This is a genomic window from Micromonospora sp. HNM0581, from assembly GCF_012726175.1.
Taxonomy (GTDB): domain Bacteria; phylum Actinomycetota; class Actinomycetes; order Mycobacteriales; family Micromonosporaceae; genus Micromonospora.
The window spans coordinates 71,332-91,576 of sequence record NZ_JAASAD010000007.1; the positions used below are offsets into that span (position 1 = coordinate 71,332).

20 protein-coding genes are annotated in these 20,245 nt (G+C 70.0%); 5 read left to right on the forward strand and 15 right to left on the reverse strand.

The genetic code is table 11. From position 1 onward, the window contains the following. Nucleotides 1–39 precede the first annotated feature (39 nt). Genes HCA58_RS11370 through HCA58_RS11395 form a run of 6 tightly spaced genes read right to left on the reverse strand, consistent with a single transcriptional unit; the run spans nucleotide 40 to nucleotide 3,767 of the window. Nucleotides 40–438, reverse strand: coding sequence for a Fur family transcriptional regulator (locus HCA58_RS11370; RefSeq protein WP_169597899.1), 399 nt, complete (start codon nucleotides 436–438; stop codon nucleotides 40–42). A gap of 11 nt (nucleotides 439–449) precedes the next feature. Beyond that, nucleotides 450–749 carry a metalloregulator ArsR/SmtB family transcription factor gene (locus HCA58_RS11375; RefSeq protein WP_169597755.1) on the reverse strand — a complete coding sequence of 100 codons (300 nt, stop codon included), beginning with the start codon at nucleotides 747–749 and terminating at the stop codon, nucleotides 450–452. 37 nt (nucleotides 750–786) lie between these two features. Beyond that, the gene (locus HCA58_RS11380) at nucleotides 787–1,656 is read right to left on the reverse strand and encodes a metal ABC transporter permease (RefSeq protein ID WP_169597756.1); all 870 of its coding nucleotides are present in this window, start codon (nucleotides 1,654–1,656) and stop codon (nucleotides 787–789) included. Next, nucleotides 1,653–2,417 carry an ABC transporter ATP-binding protein gene (locus HCA58_RS11385; RefSeq protein ID WP_169597757.1) on the reverse strand — a complete coding sequence of 255 codons (765 nt, stop codon included), beginning with the start codon at nucleotides 2,415–2,417 and terminating at the stop codon, nucleotides 1,653–1,655. The genes HCA58_RS11380 and HCA58_RS11385 overlap by 4 nt, the downstream gene beginning before the upstream one ends. Further along, nucleotides 2,414–3,454, reverse strand: coding sequence for a metal ABC transporter substrate-binding protein (locus HCA58_RS11390; RefSeq protein ID WP_169597758.1), 1,041 nt, complete (start codon nucleotides 3,452–3,454; stop codon nucleotides 2,414–2,416). The genes HCA58_RS11385 and HCA58_RS11390 overlap by 4 nt, the downstream gene beginning before the upstream one ends. Nucleotides 3,455–3,509: 55 nt before the next feature. Next, nucleotides 3,510–3,767: a hypothetical protein gene (locus HCA58_RS11395; protein ID WP_169597759.1), complete on the reverse strand. Its 258-nt coding sequence runs from the start codon at nucleotides 3,765–3,767 to the stop codon at nucleotides 3,510–3,512. 29 nt (nucleotides 3,768–3,796) lie between these two features. Here HCA58_RS11395 and HCA58_RS11400 point away from each other — a divergent pair, with 29 nt between their 5' ends. The 4 genes from HCA58_RS11400 to dusB all read left to right on the forward strand — a co-directional run bounded on the left by HCA58_RS11400 (nucleotide 3,797) and on the right by dusB (nucleotide 7,439). Continuing rightward, nucleotides 3,797–4,138 (forward strand): antibiotic biosynthesis monooxygenase family protein, encoded by a 342-nt coding sequence (locus tag HCA58_RS11400; RefSeq protein ID WP_169597760.1) that lies wholly within the window; start codon nucleotides 3,797–3,799, stop codon nucleotides 4,136–4,138. Between the two features lie 109 nt (nucleotides 4,139–4,247). After that, the gene (locus tag HCA58_RS11405; RefSeq protein ID WP_169597900.1) at nucleotides 4,248–4,721 is read left to right on the forward strand and encodes a hypothetical protein; all 474 of its coding nucleotides are present in this window, start codon (nucleotides 4,248–4,250) and stop codon (nucleotides 4,719–4,721) included. Nucleotides 4,722–4,833: 112 nt separating this feature from the next. Next, complete coding sequence (locus HCA58_RS11410) at nucleotides 4,834–6,213, forward strand: glycine--tRNA ligase (RefSeq protein WP_169597761.1); 1,380 nt, start codon at nucleotides 4,834–4,836, stop codon at nucleotides 6,211–6,213. Between the two features lie 65 nt (nucleotides 6,214–6,278). Then, nucleotides 6,279–7,439, forward strand: coding sequence for a tRNA dihydrouridine synthase DusB (gene dusB / locus HCA58_RS11415; RefSeq protein ID WP_346775961.1), 1,161 nt, complete (start codon nucleotides 6,279–6,281; stop codon nucleotides 7,437–7,439). Between the two features lie 53 nt (nucleotides 7,440–7,492). Here dusB and HCA58_RS11420 read toward each other — a convergent pair whose 3' ends face one another. The 9 genes from HCA58_RS11420 to HCA58_RS11460 form a co-directional block, all read right to left on the reverse strand. Beyond that, nucleotides 7,493–8,260: a GntR family transcriptional regulator gene (locus tag HCA58_RS11420; RefSeq protein WP_169597762.1), complete on the reverse strand. Its 768-nt coding sequence runs from the start codon at nucleotides 8,258–8,260 to the stop codon at nucleotides 7,493–7,495. 77 nt (nucleotides 8,261–8,337) lie between these two features. After that, nucleotides 8,338–9,042, reverse strand: coding sequence for a deoxyribose-phosphate aldolase (gene deoC / locus HCA58_RS11425; RefSeq protein ID WP_346775962.1), 705 nt, complete (start codon nucleotides 9,040–9,042; stop codon nucleotides 8,338–8,340). Nucleotides 9,043–9,083: 41 nt separating this feature from the next. Beyond that, nucleotides 9,084–9,539 carry a D-ribose pyranase gene (gene rbsD / locus HCA58_RS11430; protein WP_169597764.1) on the reverse strand — a complete coding sequence of 152 codons (456 nt, stop codon included), beginning with the start codon at nucleotides 9,537–9,539 and terminating at the stop codon, nucleotides 9,084–9,086. After that, nucleotides 9,536–11,080, reverse strand: coding sequence for a sugar ABC transporter ATP-binding protein (locus HCA58_RS11435; protein WP_205808355.1), 1,545 nt, complete (start codon nucleotides 11,078–11,080; stop codon nucleotides 9,536–9,538). Before HCA58_RS11435 ends, rbsD begins: the two co-directional genes overlap by 4 nt. 3 nt (nucleotides 11,081–11,083) lie before the next feature. Continuing rightward, nucleotides 11,084–12,103: a substrate-binding domain-containing protein gene (locus HCA58_RS11440; RefSeq protein WP_169597765.1), complete on the reverse strand. Its 1,020-nt coding sequence runs from the start codon at nucleotides 12,101–12,103 to the stop codon at nucleotides 11,084–11,086. A 68-nt stretch (nucleotides 12,104–12,171) separates the two neighbouring features. Then, complete coding sequence (locus HCA58_RS11445; protein WP_205808357.1) at nucleotides 12,172–13,197, reverse strand: ABC transporter permease; 1,026 nt, start codon at nucleotides 13,195–13,197, stop codon at nucleotides 12,172–12,174. A gap of 5 nt (nucleotides 13,198–13,202) precedes the next feature. Continuing rightward, the gene (locus HCA58_RS11450; RefSeq protein WP_169597766.1) at nucleotides 13,203–14,114 is read right to left on the reverse strand and encodes a ribokinase; all 912 of its coding nucleotides are present in this window, start codon (nucleotides 14,112–14,114) and stop codon (nucleotides 13,203–13,205) included. A gap of 264 nt (nucleotides 14,115–14,378) precedes the next feature. After that, complete coding sequence (locus HCA58_RS11455; RefSeq protein ID WP_169597767.1) at nucleotides 14,379–15,035, reverse strand: C39 family peptidase; 657 nt, start codon at nucleotides 15,033–15,035, stop codon at nucleotides 14,379–14,381. Between the two features lie 392 nt (nucleotides 15,036–15,427). Continuing rightward, on the reverse strand, nucleotides 15,428–17,080 hold the full coding sequence (locus HCA58_RS11460) for a beta-N-acetylhexosaminidase (RefSeq protein ID WP_169597904.1): 1,653 nt from the start codon (nucleotides 17,078–17,080) through the stop codon (nucleotides 15,428–15,430). A 420-nt stretch (nucleotides 17,081–17,500) separates the two neighbouring features. Here HCA58_RS11460 and ppdK point away from each other — a divergent pair, with 420 nt between their 5' ends. After that, on the forward strand, nucleotides 17,501–20,236 hold the full coding sequence (gene ppdK, locus HCA58_RS11465) for a pyruvate, phosphate dikinase (RefSeq protein ID WP_169597768.1): 2,736 nt from the start codon (nucleotides 17,501–17,503) through the stop codon (nucleotides 20,234–20,236). The last annotated feature ends 9 nt before the right edge of the window (nucleotides 20,237–20,245 follow it).

The following is a 20,245-nucleotide window of genomic DNA, read 5'->3' on the forward strand; positions in this document are numbered from 1 at the left end:
CCGGACAGCCTGCCACGAACAGCCGGCGTCCGGCACCTGTCAGCGGGCGCAGGTGGGGCAGGTGCCGAAGATTTCCAGGGTGTGGCTGACGTCGGTGAAGCCGTGCTGTGCGGCGACCCGGTCGGCCCAGGTCTCCACCGTCGGGCCGGCGACCTCGACCGTACGACCACAGGCCCGGCAGACCAGGTGATGGTGGTGCCCCTCACTGCACTGGCGGTACAGGTACTCGCCGCCCGGTGGGCGCATCACGTCGATCTCACCCGCGTCGGCCAGCCCCTGCAACGTCCGGTAGACCGTGGTCAACCCGACCCGTTCGCCACGATCACGCAGCATCGCGTGCAGTTCCTGGGCGCTGTGGAAGCCTTCCGTCTCGGCGAGCAGCGCGCTCACCGCCGACCGTTGACGGGTGCTGCGAACCGCCGTACGACTGTGGCTCATGGTTCTTCCGCTCATGTTCCCTCCCCGGCGTGGCTGACCGCGTCGGCCACGATGTGCGCGACGTGCTCGTCGACCAGGGTGTACGCGATCTCCCGCCCCCGCCGGGAACCCCGAACCACGCCCGCTCCACGGAGCACCCTCAGGTGCTGGGAGACCAACGGCTGAGCTACCCCGAGCTTGTCCACCAGCTCGTGTACGCAGCGTTCGCCACTGGCCAGTTCGCTGACGATGGCCAGTCGGATCGGTGCCGAGAGGGCGCGCAGCAACTCGCTGGCACCCTCGTACGCGTCGTAGCCGGATCCGCTGGTCACCCTGCAACGGTAACCAATAGCGGCACACTATCCGTGATCAGGACCCGCCGAGGACCACCTCGTGGGGCTCCGGAGGCGGCGCGGGCTGAGGACGGGACCGCCGGAACCGACGCCACGCACCGGCCAGCAGGGTCACCGCAACGAACGAGGCGATGGCGAGCACCACCACCGAGGCGCCGGGCGCGGTGTCGGCCAGTGCCGCCATCCAGATGCCGGCCCCACCGGCGAACAGGCCCAGCGCCATCGCCGCCGCCATGGTGCTGCGGAATCCTCGGGTGACCTGCTGCGCGGTGGCCACCGGGACGACCATCAGTGCGCTGATCAGCAGTACGCCGACCGCGCGCATGGCGATCGTCACGGTGATCGCCGTGGTGACCGCGAGCAGCAGGTTGAGCGTGCGCACCGGCAGACCGGACACCCGGGCGTACTCCTCGTCGTGGCAGACGGCGAAGAGCGCCGGCCGCAGTCCGATCATCGCGATCAGGATGGCGGTGCCGAGGACCGCGATGGTTGCGACGTCGGTACGGGATGCCGTGCTCAACGCGCCGAACAGGTATGCGTTGAGGTTGGAGCTGGTGCTGTCGGAGAGACCGACAAGGACCACCCCGCCGGCGATGCCGCCGTAGAAAAGCAGCGCGAGGGCCAGGTCACCGGAGGTGCGACCGCGTTCGCGGATCAGCTCGATGACGACGGCCCCGATGGTGGCCACCACCACCGCCATGATCACGGGTGAGGTCTGGAAGAGCAGGCCGGCACCGACGCCGGTCAGTGCGACGTGCCCGATGCCGTCCCCGATCAGCGCCAGCCGCCGCTGCACGAGGTAGATGCCGAGCGCGGGCGCAGTCAGGCCGATGATCAGTGCGCTGGCCAGCGCGAGCTGCATGTACTCGTACCGGAAGAGGCTCATGGCGTGCTCCACAACCCGGCGGGCTCCTCGGGACCGTGCGGATGCACGTGGTCGTGGTCCGGTGCCGCGTGGTCGCCGGCCGGCTCCGGCACGGCGCCGTCGTGCACCACGAAACCCTGGTGGACGACGATCGCCCGGCCGATCACCGAGCGCAGCGGACCCAGTTCGTGGGCGACGAGCAGCACCGTGCCTCCGCCGCTGGTGAAGTCGCGTAGCGCACCGGCGAACGCCTCCTGGCTGGCCGCGTCCACGCCGGCTGTCGGCTCGTCGAGGATCAGCAGTTCGGGTCGTCCGGCAAGGGCCCGCGCGATCAACGTGCGCTGCTGCTGCCCGCCGGAGAGGGTGGCGACCGGGTCCTTCGCCCGGTCGGCCAGGCCGACGGCGTCGAGGGCCTCGGCGACGGCCGCCCGGTCGACCCGCCCGGGTGGGCGCAGGATTCCCCGGCGGGCCAACCGGCCGGCGGCGACCACCTCGCCGACGGTGGCCGGTACGCCACCTCCGGCCCCCAGGCGCTGGGGTACGTATCCGACGCGCTGCCACTGCCGGAACCGGCGGACCGGACGACCGAAGAGGGTCACCGCTCCGGCGCTCAACGGGACCAGCCCGAGAATGGCGCGGATCAGGGTGGACTTGCCGGAGCCGTTGGCACCGAGGACCGCGACCACCTCACCGGCGGTCACCGTCAGCGTGACGTCACGAAGCACGGGGCGGTCGCCGTAGCCGACCACCCCGTGCGTGACGGTGATGACCTCAGGTGTCACGAGCAGCTCAACGCCGTCCTCAGGGCTTCCAGGTTGGCGCGCATCACCGAGAGGTAGTCCCCGTCGTCCTCGGCCGACAGACCCTCGAGCGGGTCCAGTACCGCGGTTTGAGCGCCGACCTCACGGGCGATGGTCTCGGCCACCTTCGGGCTGACGAGCGTCTCGAAGAAGATCGTGGTGGCCTGGTGCTCGCGGGCCTCCTCGGTCACCTCCGCCAGCCGCTGCGGGGACGGCTCGTCCTCCGGGGTGAGCCCGGTGATGCCGATCTGCTCCAGTTCGTACTTCTCCGCCAGGTAGCCGAACGCGGCGTGGCTCACCACGATCTCCCGGCGCTGGCAGGTCTTAAGCCCTTCGGTGAACTCGGTGTCCAACGTCTCCAGTTCGGTGCGCAGGGTGGTGGCCCGCTCGGTGTACTCGCCGGCCCGGTCCGGGTCGACGGTGCCGAGCCGTTCGGCGAGCTTGTCACCGATGGTGGCCAGCCGGGTCGGGTCGAGCCAGACGTGTGGGTCCTTGGCGCCCTCGGCCGGCTCGTCGGCGTGCTCTTCCTCCTCGGGGTGTTCCTCTTCCTCGGCGTGCTCGTCCTCGCCCTCGTGGTCGTGCTCGTCGCCGTGCTCGTCGCCGTGCTCGTCGCCGTGCTCGTGGTCGTGGCCACCGGCGGCGGCGTCCAGGAGGGGCTCCACGGTCGCCACGTCGAAGGCGTGGTCCTTGGCCGTCTGCTCGACCGCCTCGTCGACGGCGGGCTGGAAGCCGTCGAGGAAGACGACCAGCTCCGCCTCGCTGATCTGGCCGATCTGACTCGGGGTCAGCTCCAGGTCGTGTGCGTCGGCGCCGGGCCGGGCCAGGTTGGTCACGGCGACCGCGTCGCCGCCGATCCGTTCGGCCACGAACTGCAAGGGGTAGAAGCCGGCCACCACGTCGACCCGCTGCGGGTCGGCGCCGGCCTGGCTGTCGTCGTTGGAACAGGCGGTGACACCGGTCATGGCGAGCACGGTGGCCGTGGCGGTGGCCAGCACGCGCGGAGCTGGGCGGAAGGTCATGTCACCGACTTTCCGCGACAACGAGAATGATTGTCAACAACGCATGGATCGCATGTCAGAGCAGCTTCACCAGGCCGGCGGTGACCAGCAGGGTCAGTACGATGAGACGAATTGCCCGGGTCTGAGGCGTTTGTACCGACCAGGTGGTCACCAGCAGGGTCGCCAACGCGCCGGCCAGCAGCAACGTCAGCAGGCCGCCGACCACGCCCGGGGCAAAGAACGCGACCAGCGCGAGCAGGAGGGTGACCAGGAACACCGTCGTCGGGTTGGTCCGGGCCAGTCGGGCGGCGATCCCACGCTGCGTACGCTGCATCCCACAGACTCTACGAGGAGGAGAAGCCGGTGCTGGTGACCAACCGGTTCGTGGTCGACGAAGACGTCGCGGAGACGTTCACCGCCCGAGCCCACGCGGCCCTCGCGGCGCTCGCCGCCCGACCCGGCTACCAGCGTGGACAGCTGGTCCGGGCACTGGACGACCCTCGTCACTGGTGCCTGGTCACCGAGTGGGAGTCGGTGGGTGCCTACCGCCGTGCCCTGGGCGGATTCGACGTGAAGATCACGGCGGTGCCGTTGCTCGCCGAGAGCCTCGACGAACCGTCCGCGTACGAGCCGTTGGCGACCGCCGTGCCGGGCGGGGACGTGGTCACGGGCGTCAGCGACCGGGCTGCGGGTCCCTACCGCTGAGTCGCCGGGCACTACGCTGGCTCACATGACCGCTCCCGGACCGGCAGCCCCACCACCAGATCCCTCGCCGCCCGGCCAGCAGGGACCACAGGCGGTGGGCGGAACCGGCCTGTCGGAGCCGCCGCCCGGGCCCGGGGTGGCACCGCCGTTCGCGGCACCACCGACCGAGGGAGGTCGGACCCGGCTCTGGCTCGGTCTCGGCGCGGGAGCGCTGGCCCTGCTGCTCTGCTGCGGTGGCGGCGGAACGGCGGTGGTCGGCCTGCTGATCAGCGGGGTGCAGGCGATCGAGGAGCAGGGGCGAACGGTCTCCGGCGACTACTACCGGGCCCTCTCCGACGGTGACTACGGTCGGGCGTACGACCAGCTCTGCGAGGACGCCCGGCGGCGTGAGTCCCGGCAGGAGTTCGAACGACGCTCCGCCGCCGAGCCGCAGATCTCCTCCTACCGGGTCGGCGAGGTCGACACCACCACACTCACCGTGCCGGTGGAGGTGACCTACCGCGGCGGTGGACAGGAACGCCAGCAGGTGGTGCTCGCGCAGGATGCGCAGACCGGTGGGATGGAGGTCTGCGGAGTCAACTGACCGCCCGCAGGTAATGTGCTGGGTTCGGGCCCGCACCGGTCGTACCGTGGTTCCGAACCGTCCCACCAACCACCACGTCTCCGCCGACCGCCAGTCGGCGTAGGAGGAAAACATGCCAGCTGACCGAATCGACGCCGTCGTCAGCCTCGCCAAACGTCGGGGCTTCGTCTTCCCCTCAAGCGAGATCTACGGGGGCACCCGGTCGGCATGGGACTACGGTCCGCTCGGTGTGGAACTCAAGGAGAACGTGCGCCGGCAGTGGTGGAAGACGATGGTCCAGCAGCGCGACGACGTGGTGGGCCTGGATTCCGCGGTGATCCTCTCCCGGGACGTGTGGGCCGCCTCAGGGCACCTGGAGGCATTCGTCGACCCGCTGACCGAGTGCCAGTCCTGCCACAAGCGGTTCCGCGCCGACCATCTCGAGGAGGCGTACGAGGCCAAGCACGGCCGGCCACCGACCTCGCTGGTCGAACTGAACTGCCCCAACTGTGGCAACAAGGGCACCTTCACCGAGCCGCGGATGTTCAACGGCCTGATGAAGACGTACCTCGGCCCGGTGGAGAGTGACGAAGGGCTGCACTACCTGCGGCCGGAGACCGCCCAGGGCATCTTCGTCAACTACAAGAACGTGGAGACCGTCGCCCGGAAGAAGCCGCCGTTCGGCATCGCGCAGACCGGTAAGTCGTTCCGAAACGAGATCACCCCAGGCAACTTCATCTTCCGGACGCGTGAGTTCGAGCAGATGGAGATGGAGTTCTTCGTCGAGCCGGGGACCGACGAGCAGTGGCACGAATACTGGCTTCAGCAGCGCTGGGACTGGTACCTCGACCTCGGTCTGTCAGAGAGCAACCTGCGCTTCCACGAGCACCCCAAGGAGAAGCTCTCGCACTACTCGAAGCGCACCGTCGACATCGAGTACCGGTTCCGGTTCGGCGGCACCGAGTTCGCCGAGTTGGAGGGCATCGCCAACCGCACCGATTTCGACCTGTCCACGCACAGCAAGCATTCCGGCGTCGACCTGTCGTACTTCGACCAGTCCAAGGGCGAGCGGTGGATCCCGTACGTGATCGAGCCGGCTGCCGGGCTCACCCGCGCGGTGCTGGCCTTCCTGCTGGAGGCGTACGACGAGGACGAGGCCCCGAACACCAAGGGCGGCGTCGACAAGCGCACCGTCATGCGCTTCGACCCGCGACTGTCCCCGGTCAAGGTGGCGGTGCTGCCGCTGTCCCGTAACGAGGCGCTCTCACCGAAGGCGAAGGGTCTCGCCGCGCAGCTGCGTAGGCGCTGGGTGGTCGAGTTCGACGACTCACAGGCCATCGGTCGCCGTTACCGCCGGCAGGACGAGATCGGCACCCCGTTCTGCGTCACCGTCGACTTCGACACCCTCGACGACAACGCGGTCACCGTACGGAACCGGGACACCATGACCCAGGAACGGATCGCCCTGGACCAGGTCGAGCGCTACCTGATCGACCACCTCCCCGGCTGCTGACGAGTAAGGAAGGGCACCCTCCTGACGCGTGCGGACGGGAGGGTGCCCTTCCTTACACTCGGACGGTGACTGGTGAACGTCGTCCGCTGATCGTCGGGCCGCACAGGGTGTGGCCGCCGGTGGTGCTCGCCCCGATGGCCGGCATCACGAATGTCGGCTTCCGGCAGCTCTGCCGGGAGCAGGGCGGCGGCATCTACGTCTGCGAGATGATCACGACTGTCGCGCTCGTCGAGCGGAACCCGAAGACGTTGCGGATGATCGCGTTCGGGGCGGACGAGCGCCCCCGCAGCCTCCAGCTGTACGGCACCGACCCGGAAACCACGGCCGCCGCCGTCCGGATCGTGGTCGAGCGGGACCTCGCCGATCACATCGACCTGAACTTCGGCTGCCCGGTGCCGAAGGTGACCCGTCGCGGTGGAGGTGCGGCGCTGCCCTGGCGACGACGGCTCTTCGCCCGCCTGGTGAAGGCCGCCGTGGACGCTGCGGCACCGGCCGGGGTGCCGGTGACCGTCAAGATGCGCAAGGGCATCGACGACGACCATCTGACCTACGTCGAGGCGGGGTCGGCCGCCCAGGACGCCGGTGTCGCGGCGGTCGCCCTGCACGGCCGTACGGCCGCCCAGCGGTATTCGGGTACGGCGGACTGGGACGCCATCGCCACCCTGAAGCAGGCCCTCGACGTGCCGGTGCTCGGCAACGGTGACATCTGGGAGGCCGACGACGCGCTACGGATGGTGGCGCACACCGGCGTCGACGGGGTGGTGATCGGGCGCGGCTGCCTCGGGCGGCCCTGGCTCTTCGCCGACCTGGAGGCGGCGTTCGACGGCTCGGCGCAGCGCCGGTTGCCGACCCTCGGCGAGGTGGCGACGACCATGCGCCGGCACGCCGAGTTGCTTGTCGAGCAGTTCACCGCCGGTGCCCGCAACCCGGCCCGAGGTGAGCGGGACGGCTGTACCGACTTCCGTAAGCACGTCGCCTGGTATCTCAAGGGTTTCCCGGTGGGCAGTGAACTGCGCCGTGCCCTGGCGATGATCGACAGTCTGGCGCAGCTGGACGACCTGCTCGGCAAGGTGGAACCGACGGTGCCCTTTCCGGTGGAGACGCTCGGTCAGCCGCGTGGCCGGACCAACTCGCCGGGGAAGGTCTTCCTGCCGGACGGCTGGTTGGCCAGCCGCGACGACGACGCCGTGCCCGAGGGCGCCGAACTGGACGCCTCCGGCGGCTGAGCCCGCCGGCTGGCGGCTGCGCCGTCCGGTGGTGTGCTGCGTGGGTGGTTGGCTCAGCGTCGGGACAGCAGGGAGGTCACCCGCATCCGCTCGCTGTGGATCCACACGTCGGAGTATTCGACGGGCCGGCCGTCGTCGAGGTAGGTGATCTGTTCCAGGTAGAGCAGCGGGAAGTTCTCCGGCACGTCGAGTGCCTCGGCGGTTCGACCGCTGGCGGCGGTCGCTGTGAACGTCCGCCGACCGGTGCTGATCTTCAGCCCGTATTCGTTCTCCAGCAGCCCGAACAGGGAGCGGTCGGTCAGGTCGGCCTGTGCGAGGCCGGGAGCCAGGTCCATGCGTACGTAGTTGACCAGCCAGGCGACGGGGCCGGCGGTGATGCAGCGGAGCCGTTCCAGCCGGAGGACCGACTGGCCGGGCCGTAGGTCGAGCAGGGCGGCCACCGGCGACGGGGCGGGACTGACCTCGTGGGAGATGACCTGGGTGGTGACGGTGACGCCCTGCCGGGCGAAGTCTTCGGACAGGGTGGTCAGCTTCTGGGCGATGGAGGGTTCGATCGCGGTGGAGGTGACGAAGGTGCCACGTCCGCGTACCTGCACGAGCAGGCCGTCGCGGATCAGCGTGGACAGTGCTCGGCGCAGGGTGCCCCGGGAGATGCCGAGATCGGTGGCCAGCTCCGGTTCGCTGCGTAGCCGGTAGTGCGGTGGCCATTCGGCGGACAGGATCCGTGCCCGGATCTGTTCCGACACCTGGGCGTGCAGGGGTACCGGCGCGTCCCGGTCGAGCTGCTCGGACGCTCCGGCCGCATGCAACTGGTCGGACATGTCACCTTCCACGCTGGGGCCGTCGCCCCTCGACGCCGACCGTGGTGCGGTCGCTCGGGCCGAGGGGCGACGGCGGCTCAGTAGCTCGTCGTCTGATCGTCGGTCGCGTCGGTGACGATAGCCACCCCGGCGCTGGTGCCGAGCAGCACGGCACCCGCCCGCAACAGGCCGACCGCCTGATCGAACGACTTGATGGAGCCGGACGCCTTGACCGTCACGCCCTGCGGTGCCCGCGCCACCAGGTAGGCGATGCTCTCCGGGTTGGCCACCTCGACAGCGCCGCTGCTGGCGTTCTTGAGCACGGCAGCTCCGGCCTCCACGGCCAGGTCCACGGCGATGTCGCGTTCGGCCGGGGTCAGCAACGGTAGTTCGAGCATCACCTTGATCGGTACTCCGGCGGCGCGGACCACGCCAGCGATGTCGTCGCGGAACGCGTCGTACCGGCCGCTTTTCAGCCAGCCGATCTGCACCCCGATGTCGATCTGGGTGGCGCCGGCCCGTACCAGGCTTTCCGCCTCGGCGGCCTTGCCGGCGCTGGTGGTTACGCCGACGGACGGGAAGTCGAGCGCCGACGCGACCTCGATGTCGGTGCCGCGCAGCACCTGGGCGACCTCCGGTACCCAGGAGCCGGGCACCATGGCGGCGTTGAAGCCGTATCGGGCGGCCTCCTCCGCGTGGGCCACGATCCGGTCGTGGGTCGTCCCGACCTCGATCAGGGTGTGCTGGATGTAGGGGGCCAACGCGGCTCGCGTGACGGTGTCGGCCAGGATGGCAGTGCTCACGTTCATCTCCAATGCGGTGTGTCGTGGCGCGGGACGCGCCGCTACATCCGGTCCCGGTAGTAGTCGGGGACGATGACTCCGGGCTCGTCGAACCAGCGCGGTACGTCCACGCCACAGACCAGCCCGACGTTGCCCCACGGGTTGAAGGCGCCGGTACGGACGATTGCCTTCGCCTGGCCGGCCAGCTCACCGAGCATGTCGGAGTGCGGGCGGGTGGTCAGCGGCGCGTCTGGAAAGCGTTGCCCCAACCAGTTGGCGAGCGGTGTGTTGTGGGTGGTGACATCCTCGGCGACGACCAGCCCTTCCACGATGATCTCGTTGGCGATCAGGTCGAGCACGGTGGTCAGCGACGGTAGGTCCTCAGCGAGGGCCAGGTCGATGCGGTGGGCGTCGCGTGGGATCGGAAATCCGGCGTCCACCACCAGCAGCAGGTCGGTGTGACCGAGAGTGGCCAGCACCCCGGACAGTTCGGCGTTGAGCACGCCCGTACGTTTCATGCTTTCTCCTTGATGGTGTTCGCGCCGGTGGCCAGGGCCATGACCTTCTCCTCGGTCGCCTCGGCGGCGGGGATGACGCCGACCACCCGCCCGGCGGCCATGACCGCGATCCGGTCGCTGACGGTCAGCAGCTCGGGCAGGTCCGAGGAGGAGACGAGGATGGTCACACCGTCGCCGGCAAGCGTCCGGAAGAGCCGGTAGATTTCCGCCTTGGCACCGACGTCGACGCCTCGGGTCGGTTCGTCGAGCAGCATCAGCCGAGGCTCGATCGACAACCAGCGGGCCAGCAGGGCCTTCTGCTGGTTACCGCCGGACAGTTGGGTGATGCCCTGCGTCACGGTCGACGTCTTGACCCGCAGGTCCCCGGAGCGCGACTGGGCGTCGCCGCGCAGGGCCCGGCGTCGCAGCAGACCGAAGCGTTGACGGCGGTGCAGCGTCAGGGCGTTGATGTTGTCGGCGACGCTCATCGTCGGCAGGATCCCCTGTTGACGTCGCTCGCCGGGCAGGTACGCCACCTGGGCGTCGATGGCGTCGCGGGGTGACCTGGCGACGAATGGTTCCCCGTCCAGCGTCAGCTCGCCACCGTCGACCGGGTCGGCGCCGAAGATCCCCCGCAGCAGCTCCACCCGGCCGCTGTCGGGCAGCCCGGCCACGCCGACCACCTCGCCGGGTGCGAGGTCGAGGTCGATCCCGGTGTAGCCGGTGCCGCAGACTCCACGCAGCCGTAGCCGTGGGGTGCCGGAGGCGGTGGGTGCCGGTGGTTCGTGCCGGCTGAACTCGCCGGCCAGTTCCCGGCCCACCATCGCTGCCACCACCTGGTCCGGGGTGACGTCGGCGGTGGGCCAGTGGGCCACGTGCCGCCCGTCGCGCAGCACGTGGATGTGTTGGGACAGCGCGAACACCTCGGGCATCCGGTGCGAGACGTAGAGCATCGTCACGCCGTCTGCCCGCAGTGCGGCGATCACCTCGAACAGCCGCTCGGATTCGGCGGGGGACAGGATCGAGGTCGGCTCGTCGAGGATGACCAGCCGGGCCTGGCGGGCGAGCGACCGGGCGACGACCACCAGCTGTTGGGTGGCGGCGTCGAGCTGGTTGACGCTGCGACGAGGATCCACCCGTACGCCGAGGCGCGTCAGCAGGGCGGCGGCCTGTTCGTCCATCCGGCGGCGGTTCGGGAAGGACCGGGAGCCGGGCTCGACGCCGAGCATGATGTTCTCGGCGACTGTCCGGTCCTGCGCGAGGGCGAGTTCCTGCGGTACCAGCGCCACGCGGTGCCGGCTGAGCAGGGTGGCCGGATCGAATCGGCGGACGTCGTCGCCGTCGACGCGTACGGTGCCGTCGGTGGGGCTGTCCAGCCCGGCCAGGATCTTCATCAGCGTCGACTTGCCGGCGCCGTTCTCACCCATGACGGCGGTGAGGCTGCCGGCCGGCACGCTCAGGGAGACATCCTGCAGGGCGCGGACGGGGCCGAAGTGCCGCGACAGGCCGGTCACTTCGACGGCGGGGGTCGGCGGGGCGGTGATCGTGGCCGGGCTGGTCATGGGTCAGCCCTCCACCGGCACCGAGGCCACGTTCTCCGGGGTGACCACGAGCGCGCCGGTGTCCACGTCGGCGATCTCGGTGCCGTTCTTCAGGTAGTCCACCAGCAGCTTGACGGCCTGGTAGCCCTGCTCGGCCGGGCCCTGGCTGATGGTCAGGTCGACCACGCCGGCTTCGAGGTACTCGACGGTCTGCGGCTGCACGTCGAAGCCGACAGAGCGGATCTTGCCGTCGTTGCCGGACTGCTCGAGCCACTTGGCCCCGGCGGTGAAACTGCAACAGTCGAGCGAGACCAGGGCGATCGCGTCGCCCTGCGCCGCCATGGTCGACTCGATCGTGTTGTACGCGGCGCTCGGCTCGTTGCCGGTGTTGACCGGGCCGACGATTTCCAGGCCGGAGTCCTTGAGCCCGGTCTGGAAACCGCTGAAGCGGTCGTTGGACCAGCCGGCACCGGAGTCGACGGAGACCACCACGACCTTGCCGGTCTCACCGCCGAGCACGCCGAGCAGTTCCTTGGCCAGCGACTCGCCGGAGGCGACCAGGTCCTGCCCGACGAAGCCCATCTGCTTGGATTCCGGGTTGTTCGTGTTGAACGAGATGATCGGAATTCCGGCGTCGTACGCCTGGGCGATGACCGGCTTCAGCGCGTCGTTGCTGGCTGAGGAGACCGCGAGGCCGTGGATCTGCTGCTGGTTGATCAGGGTCTGCAACTCGGCTACCTGGTCGGCGGCGCTACCGCCGGTGGGGCCGATCATCTGCGCTTCGACGCCAAGTTCTGCGGCTGCGCGTTCCATGCCTTCCCGGATCGGGACGGCGAAGGCGAGCGACGGGTCGTGGTAGCTGAGCCGGATCTTGAGTGGGTCGCCGTTCTCGACGGCTTCGGAGATGTAGTCGGCGAGTTGGAATTCGCCGCTGGCGTCGGCGTCGTCGTTGGCGGAGGTGACCGCGCCGCAGGCCGAGCCGGCCAGCAGGGTCAGGCCCAGGGTCGCGGCGACCGCGGCCCGGCGGGCGAGGGTGATTCTCATCGGGGTGACTCCTTTGAGGTGGGGTTGGAGGGTGCGGTGCGTGTCCGGGTTACCGGACGGACGCCGGGTCAGCGCCGCCCGGAGCGTTTACGCAGCCAGGTGTCGGCCGCCACGGCGAGGATGATCACCGCGCCGGTCGCGACGGTCTGCCAGAAGGAGGAGATGCCGCGCAGGTTGAGGATGTTCTGGAGGATGCCGATGAACGCGACGCCGATGACGGTTCCGAGCATGGTGCCGGACCCGCCGAACAGGGCCGCGCCGCCGATGATCACCGCTGAGATGGCCACCAGTTCCATCCCGGTGCCGGTGACGCCCTGCACGTACGACAGGAAGGACAGACCCAGTACGCCCGCGAGGCCGGCGAGGGTGCCGGAGAGCGTGAAAGCAGCGATCTTGACCCGGCCGGTGTCGATGCCGCAGAGCCGGGCCGCTTCGGCGCTGCCGCCGACGGCGTAGGTGTTGAAGCCGTAGCGCGAGCGCGACAGCACGATCGCGCCGAGCACCGCGACCAGCGCGAAGATGACCAATTGCATCGGCAGGAGGCCGAAGAGTTTGCCCTGGCCGAGCAGGTTGAATTCGGCCACGTTGGGGTCGTTGCCGGACAGTGAGATCGGTGCACCGCCACTCAGTAGCAGCGTGACGCCCCGGTAGACGCTCAGCGTGCCGAGGGTGACGATGAACGACGGGATTCCGAAGCCCACCGTCATCATGCCGTTGATCAGGCCGGCGAGCGCTCCGGCGGCGACTCCACCCAGGGCAGCGAGGGGCCAGGCGATGTCGGAGGTCATCAGCAGGCCGGTTACCACGGCTCCGAGGCCGTAGATCGAGCCGACGGAAAGGTCGATCTCCGCGTTGATGATGACGAAGGTGACCCCGATCGCCATGATGCCGATCTGGGCGATCTGCTGTCCGACGGTGAGGAAGTTGTTGGTTCCGAGGAAGCCGGGGGCGAGCAGCGTGCCCAGGGCGAACAGCACCACCAGGGCGAGGAAGGTGCTGGCCTCGCGAGCGTGCAGGAAACGTTGCAACGGGGAGGGGGTGCGCGGGGCGGGGGCCACCGGCGGCGGCGCCGCCTGCGCGGTCATCTGGGCCATCTGTCTCATCTCCTCAGCAGGGCGGCGACGTCGTCCGGGCCGGGCAGTGCGGGTATGACCTCGGCGACTCCGACGGCGTGGGCGCCGGCTGCGGCGGCGTACCGGACCGCTTCGATGAGGTCGTCGCCTCGGGTCAGGGCGACGGCGAGCGCCCCGGTGAAGGCGTCGCCGGCACCTGTGGTGTCGACGACGCGTGGTGCGGCCACCGGCGCTACGCGGGTCTGCTGTCCGCCGCCGTCCACGAGGACGCCGTCGGCGCCGAGGGTCAGTACGACGGTGCCGGTGTAGCGGGTCCGCAGTCGCTGCACCACCTGTTCGGCGTCGGCCGGGTCGGCCGGACCGAGGCCGGTGAGGACCCGTGCCTCGCTGGCGTTGGGGGTGAGTACGTCGATCCAGTCCCACGCCTCGTCGGGCAGGGCGACGGCCGGAGCGGGGTTGAGCAGCGTACGGACACCGTGCTGGTGGGCGGTGCGCAGCGCGGCGAGGGCGACTGGCAGTGGAATCTCCAGGCTGACGACGACCAGGTCGGCTTCGGCGATGCGGTCGGCGAACCGGTCGACGTCGGCCGGGGTCAGTTCGTCGAGGGCGCCGGGGGCGATGACGATGCGGTTCTCGCCCTCGTCGTCGACGAGGATGAAGCCGACCATGGTGGCGGCGTCGGCGGTACGGACCGCGCTGGCGTCCACCCGCTCGTCGGCCCACAGGCCACGGGCCGTGTCGCCGAACTGGTCCCGACCGACCGCGGTCAGGAGGCTGACCTCGGCGCCGAGCCGTGCCGCGGCCACGGCCTGGTTTGATCCCTTTCCGCCGTGCCCGGAGGCGTACCGGCCGCCGGAGAGGGTTTCGCCCGCGACCGGGGCCCGGGGGATCCGCATCGTGAGCCCGGCACCGTAGCTGCCTACCACCGCAATCTTCATGCCTGCCTCTTGTCTATGGACAACCATGTACAACTGACGGCGACGCTACGTCGGGTCGCCTTCAGGTGTCAACACTTCGAGAGCCTCTGCCGGTAACGAAACTGAAACCGGGCAGACGTCTGACCTGCGTCTACGTCCCATTACGGTGGGATTGACCAGTCAGCGACGACTGGGTGGGCCGGCCGCAACGGCAACGGCCGGCCATGGCGCAGGAGCGGCTACGACGCAGGGCCAGCCCCGGGCGGGGCCGGCCCTGCACAGTCGTCAGGAGGTAGCGCTGTAACCGCGGGTGGCGATCCAGTCAGCGAGCGCGTCGATGCTCATCCGGTAGGAGGCCTGGGCCGGGTCGGCGGAGTCGGCGATGGTGACCGTGTCGCCGCCGTCACGGTAGCCCACGACGCTGATGTAGTGGCCACCCTCGAAGCTGTGCACGGTGCCGTCGGTGTCGGTGGCCGTGCCGGCGATGTTGGCGACCACGGCGCGACCGTCGTCGACGGTACGGACGATGTCGTCGCGCAGCTTGTCGGTCTGCTTGTCGTCGGCCATGGCGCCGGAGATCTCGACGGAGGTGTAGACATCCTCACCGGTCTCCCGGTTCAGCACCGGAGTGATGTCGTTGATCGAGTCGGTGCCGGCCTCGGTGGTGCGCATCTCCCTGGCAATGGTGTCGACGTCGATGTCCTTGCCCTGCACGCTCAGAGCGTTACGGGCGGCCGCGGGGCCGCAGTAGTAGAAGTTCGGCTGGGCCTCGTAGTGGACGCCGAGTTCGCGCTCGCCACTGGGCTCGCGGTCGGCCTGCACGACGCTCGCCTGCGCACCCGGGGTGGCCTGGGCGGCGACGGCGGGGCCGGCGATGCCACCGGCGGTGGCGGCGGCTGCGGCGATGGTCAGGGCGGTCTTACGCAGGATGGTGGTAGCCATGGTTGTTCGCACCTTTCGGTCGGGGGTGCACACGGCTGGGCCCGCGGAAAGGGGATGCGGATGGAGCCGACGGGGCCGCAGCCATTCCGGGTGGCGCTGGGCGGCTGTGCTCCTGCACCGTCCCGGGGAGGTAACGCCCGGCGGAGGGGGGTCATTCCGACCGGCCCGGGGGCGGCGCGGAGGCGCTCGCGGTCACGCCGTCTACAACCACCGGAACGGCCCCACGATTCCGCCGGCCGGGTGACCGCCGTCATCGTCGACTCGGACGATCGGCGCACCGTGGCCGATCCCACCAGCGCCCTGCCGGCCCGGGTCGACAGCCCGGCACGGGCGACGCAGACCCGAACTCACCGGGCGTACGCCATGATTCGCCCGAATGCCTTGTCCGGTCGTCAACCCGACGTCGATCCGCGCGGCGCCGGGACCGTCTGCGGCCAGGGCAGACCAGGGCAGCGGTGGTACGCGATCCCCGCCCTCGCCCAGCGTGGGCCGTGCCCTGCCAGCCGCTCGCGGAACGTGTCCCAGTCGTGCCGCTTCCGGGGTGACCAGCCCCGCTCGGCGATAGCGGGCAGCCGGGGGAACAGCATGAATTCGATCTCGGCGAGGGTGGTCACCGACTCGGTCCAGAGCGGCGCCTCGACCCCGAGCACCGCCTCGGCCGGTACGCCGACCAGATGGCTGGCCGGATCCCACTCGTAGGCCCGGCGTACGTCGATCAGGCCAGCCCAGTCGTGCCCGATCGGGGTGTCCGACGTGTACTTCATGTCGAGGTAGGCGTGATTGCCGGGGGAGAGGATCAGCCGGGCTCCCCGCCGGACCGCCTCGGCGGTGACCGGATCCGCCCCGGTGGTGCCCCACCACTGCAGGATCCGCCCGTCGACGTGGGCTGCGGGAGCGATCTGGTGCCAGCCGATCACGTCCCGGCCGAGCCCGGCGACGATGCGCTGCACCCGGTCGACGAAGCCGGCGTACACCTCGGCGGGTACCTTGAACGCCTCGTCGCCACCGATGTGCAGCCACCGCCCGGGGGTGAGCGCGGCGAGCTCGCCGAGCACGTCGGCGACGAAGTCGTAACTGCGCTCGTTCGACGGGTCGACGTAGCTGAAGCCGACCTCGGTGCCCGTGTACGGCCGCGGTGCGATCCCGTCGGGTGCCAGCTCGCCGTACGCGGTCAACGCCGCGTGGGTGTGACCGGGCAGGTCGACCTCGGGGATCACGGTGACGTACCGGTCGGCGGCGTACGCCATGATGCGCTGGTAGTCGGCCTGGGTGTAGTAGCCGCCGGGGGCGTCGCCGACCGCACCGGCCCCACCCACGGCGGCCAGCCGGGGCCAGGAGTCGATGGCGATCCGCCAGCCCTGGTCGTCGGTGAGGTGCAGGTGCAGCCGGTTGAGTTTGTACCGGCCCAGGTGGTCGATCACCCGCAGCACATCGGTGACGCCGAAGAAGTGCCGGGCCACGTCGAGCATCACGCCCCGGTGCGGATAGCGGGGCCGGTCGAGGATCGACCCGCCGGGCAGCACCCAACGTTCAGTGGTCGGGGTGGCGCTCTCGACGGTGGGCGGCAGTAGCTGTCGCAGGGTCTGCACCCCGTGGAGGAGGCCGGCGGCGGTGCCGGCGGCGACGCGTACGCCGTCGGGTCTGATGTCGAGCCGGTAGCCCTCGGCGCCCAGGGCGGTCTCGTCGGTGAGGACGAGGGCGATGCCGCCCGCCGGTACCGGTGCGGCGGTGTCGGTGACCGGTAGCGGGTAGCCGGTGGGCGGGCGCAGCAGCGCCGCGAGCTGCCCGGCGACGGCCACGGCAGCCGGATCGGCGCTGACCCGGATCACCGCGTCGGCGGCCAGCAGGTAGTCGGCGGTCCCGTCCGGTTCGACCTGTTCCGGCGCGGGGACCACATCGCCGAGCCGGGTCGGCGGTGCGAGCAGTGACGCGGCCGTGCGCTCGGCCGTCCTGGCCAGCTCTGCGGCGCTCCGCTCGGCGGCCGGGACGGCGTCGCCGGCCGGCACGGCGGTTTCCGCCCAGGTGGCCGGCGCACGCCCGACCATCCCGGGCCCGCTGGTGGCGGTCCGGTCCGCTGTCGTTCTGCGGGTTGGCTGTGCCGGCGTGGCAGCGAGGTCACCTGGTTCCGGTGTGGTGCCGGGTGGGGTGGACACGGGGACTCCCGAGGGGGTGTGTTTGCGGCGGTGGCGGCAACGGGGCGCGAGGTGGTGACAGAGCGTGCCGTCCAGCGTACGAGGGGGTTCGACGATTGCGTGAAAGTGCGCATGGAATCGCTCCCAAAAGCCGTCACGAACGTCGGGAGTCGCTATTGCTGTGCCGATTGTCACCGAATGGTCCCGGCGGGTGCGCTGGTCGCTTAACCTTCGCCCACCGATCGGCACGACTCTTCGGATGACCAGCCGATGGATTCGGGGCCAGAAAACTGAACCTTCGTCAAGTGTCAATCCGGCGCGTGGGAGGCTCTGGTGGCAGCGCAAGAGACGGTAGAGCACAAGTACGTCTACGACTTCGCCGAGGGTAACAAGGACCTGAAGGACCTCCTCGGCGGCAAGGGAGCGAACCTGGCCGAGATGACGAATCTCGGCCTGCCGGTGCCGCCCGGCTTCACCATCACCACCGAGGCGTGCAAGGCGTACCTCGACACCGGCGCGGAGCCGGCCGAGCTGGCCGCCCAGATCACCGCCCACCTGACCGCGTTGGAACGCGAAATGGGTCGGCGTCTCGGTGACCCCGACGACCCGCTGCTGGTCTCCGTGCGCTCCGGCGCAAAGTACTCGATGCCCGGAATGATGGAGACCGTACTCAACGTCGGTCTCAACGACCGCAGCGTCGAGGGGCTGGCCCGGCAGGCCGGGGCCTCGACCGACCGGACCGCCTCCAGCGGCGCGGAACGGTTCGCGTGGGACTCCTACCGGCGGCTCATCCAGATGTTCGGCAAGACCGTCTGCGACGTGCCGGGCGACGAGTTCGAGCACGCGCTCGACGCGGCCAAGCGCGCCAACGGCACCGACCTCGACCTGGACCTGGACGCGGACGACCTGCGCGGGCTCGTGGACGCGTACAAGAAGATCTTCACCAAACACACCGGGCGGGAGTTCCCGCAGGAGCCGCGCGAACAGCTCGATCTGGCCGTACGTGCTGTGTTCGACTCGTGGAACGCCGATCGGGCGGTGGTCTACCGCCGGCAGGAGCGCATCCCCGCCGACCTCGGCACCGCCGTCAACGTCGTCGCGATGGTCTTCGGCAACCTCGGCTCCGACTCCGGCACCGGTGTCGCCTTCACCCGCGACCCGGCCAGCGGTGCCCAGGGAATCTACGGCGACTACCTGGCCAACGCCCAGGGGGAGGACGTCGTCGCCGGAATCCGCAACACCGTGCCGTTGCAGGAACTGGAACGGATCGACAAGGACTCCTACGACGAACTGCTGGACTACATGGCCCGGCTGGAGCGGCACTACCGGGACCTGTGCGACATCGAGTTCACCATCGAGCGCGGCAAGCTGTGGATGCTCCAGACCCGGGTCGGCAAGCGCACTGCCGCCGCCGCGTTCGTCATCGCCGGTCAGTTGGTCGACGAGGGTCTGATCGACCTGGACGAGGCGCTGCACCGGGTCAACGGCGCGCAACTGGCCCAGTTGATGTTCCCACGCTTCCAACTGGACCACGAGTTCGAGCCGGTCGCCACCGGCATCGGTGCCTCGCCAGGTGCGGCGGTCGGCAAGGTGGTGTTCACCTCGGCCCGCGCGGTTGAACTGGCAGCCGAAGGCGAGGCGGTCATCCTGGTCCGCCGGGAGACCAACCCGGACGATCTGAACGGGATGATCGCCGCGAGGGGCATCCTCACCTCCCGGGGCGGAAAGACCAGCCACGCCGCGGTGGTGGCCCGAGGGATGGGCAAGACCTGCGTCTCCGGTGCCGACGAACTGGACATCGACATACCGAAGCGGCGCTTCGCCGTGGCCGGACACACGGTCACCGAGGGCGACGTGGTCTCCATCGACGGCACCACCGGCAAGGTGTACCTGGGCGAGGTGCCGGTCAGTCCGTCGGAGGTGGTGCGGTATTTCGAGGGCGAACTTGACCCGGTGAGCACGGAAGACGCCCTGGTCGGAGCCGTGCATCGGATCATGTCGCACGCCGACGCGAACCGCCGGCTGGCGGTGCGCACCAACGCCGACACCGGTACGGACGCGGCGCGGGCCCGGCGCTTCGGCGCGGAGGGCATCGGGTTGTGCCGCACCGAGCACATGTTCCTCGGTGACCGTCGAGAGCTGGTGGAACGGCTGATTCTGGCCCGCGACCCGGCGGATCGGGAGAAGGCACTCGCCGCGCTGTTGCCGTTGCAGCGGGCCGACTTCGTGGAGATCTTCCGGGAGATGAACGGGTTGCCGGTCACCGTCCGGTTGATCGACCCGCCGCTACACGAGTTCCTGCCGCCGCTGGAGCAGCTCGCGGTCGACGTTGCCGTCGCACAGGAACGCGGTGAGGACGTCGCCAAGGAGGAGGCGCTGCTCGCCGCGGTACGCCGGATGCACGAGGAGAACCCGATGCTCGGGCTGCGCGGCGTACGTCTGGGGCTGGTCATCCCCGGCCTGTTCGCGATGCAGGTCCGGGCGATCACCGAGGCGGCCGTGGAGTGCGCGCGGCAGGGGGCCCGGTCCTGCCCGGAGATCATGGTCCCGCTGGTCGGAGCGGTCCAGGAGCTGGAGACGGTACGCGCCGAGGCCGAGCGGATCATCGCGGAGGTGGTGGGTGGCAGCGACGTCGACGTGCTGATCGGCACGATGATCGAGGTGCCCCGGGCGGCGTTGACCGCCGGACAGATCGCCGAGGCTGCCGAATTCTTCTCCTTCGGCACCAACGACCTGACCCAGATGGGGTGGGGCTTCTCCCGCGACGATGTGGAGGGGGCCTTCTTCTGGCGTTACCTGGAGCTGGGCATCTTTGGCATCTCACCGTTCGAGTCGATCGACGCTGACGGCATCGGTCGGCTGATCCGGATCGCCGCCGAGGAGGGGCGGGCGGCCCGCCCCGGGCTGAAGATCGGGGTCTGCGGTGAGCACGGCGGCGACCCCGACTCGGTGCACTTCTTCCACTCCGTCGGGTTGGACTACGTGTCCTGCTCGCCGTTCCGGGTGCCGGTGGCCCGACTGGAAGCCGGCCGGGCCGCGATCGTCACCACCGGCTCGGACAGCCGCTGACCGCACAGT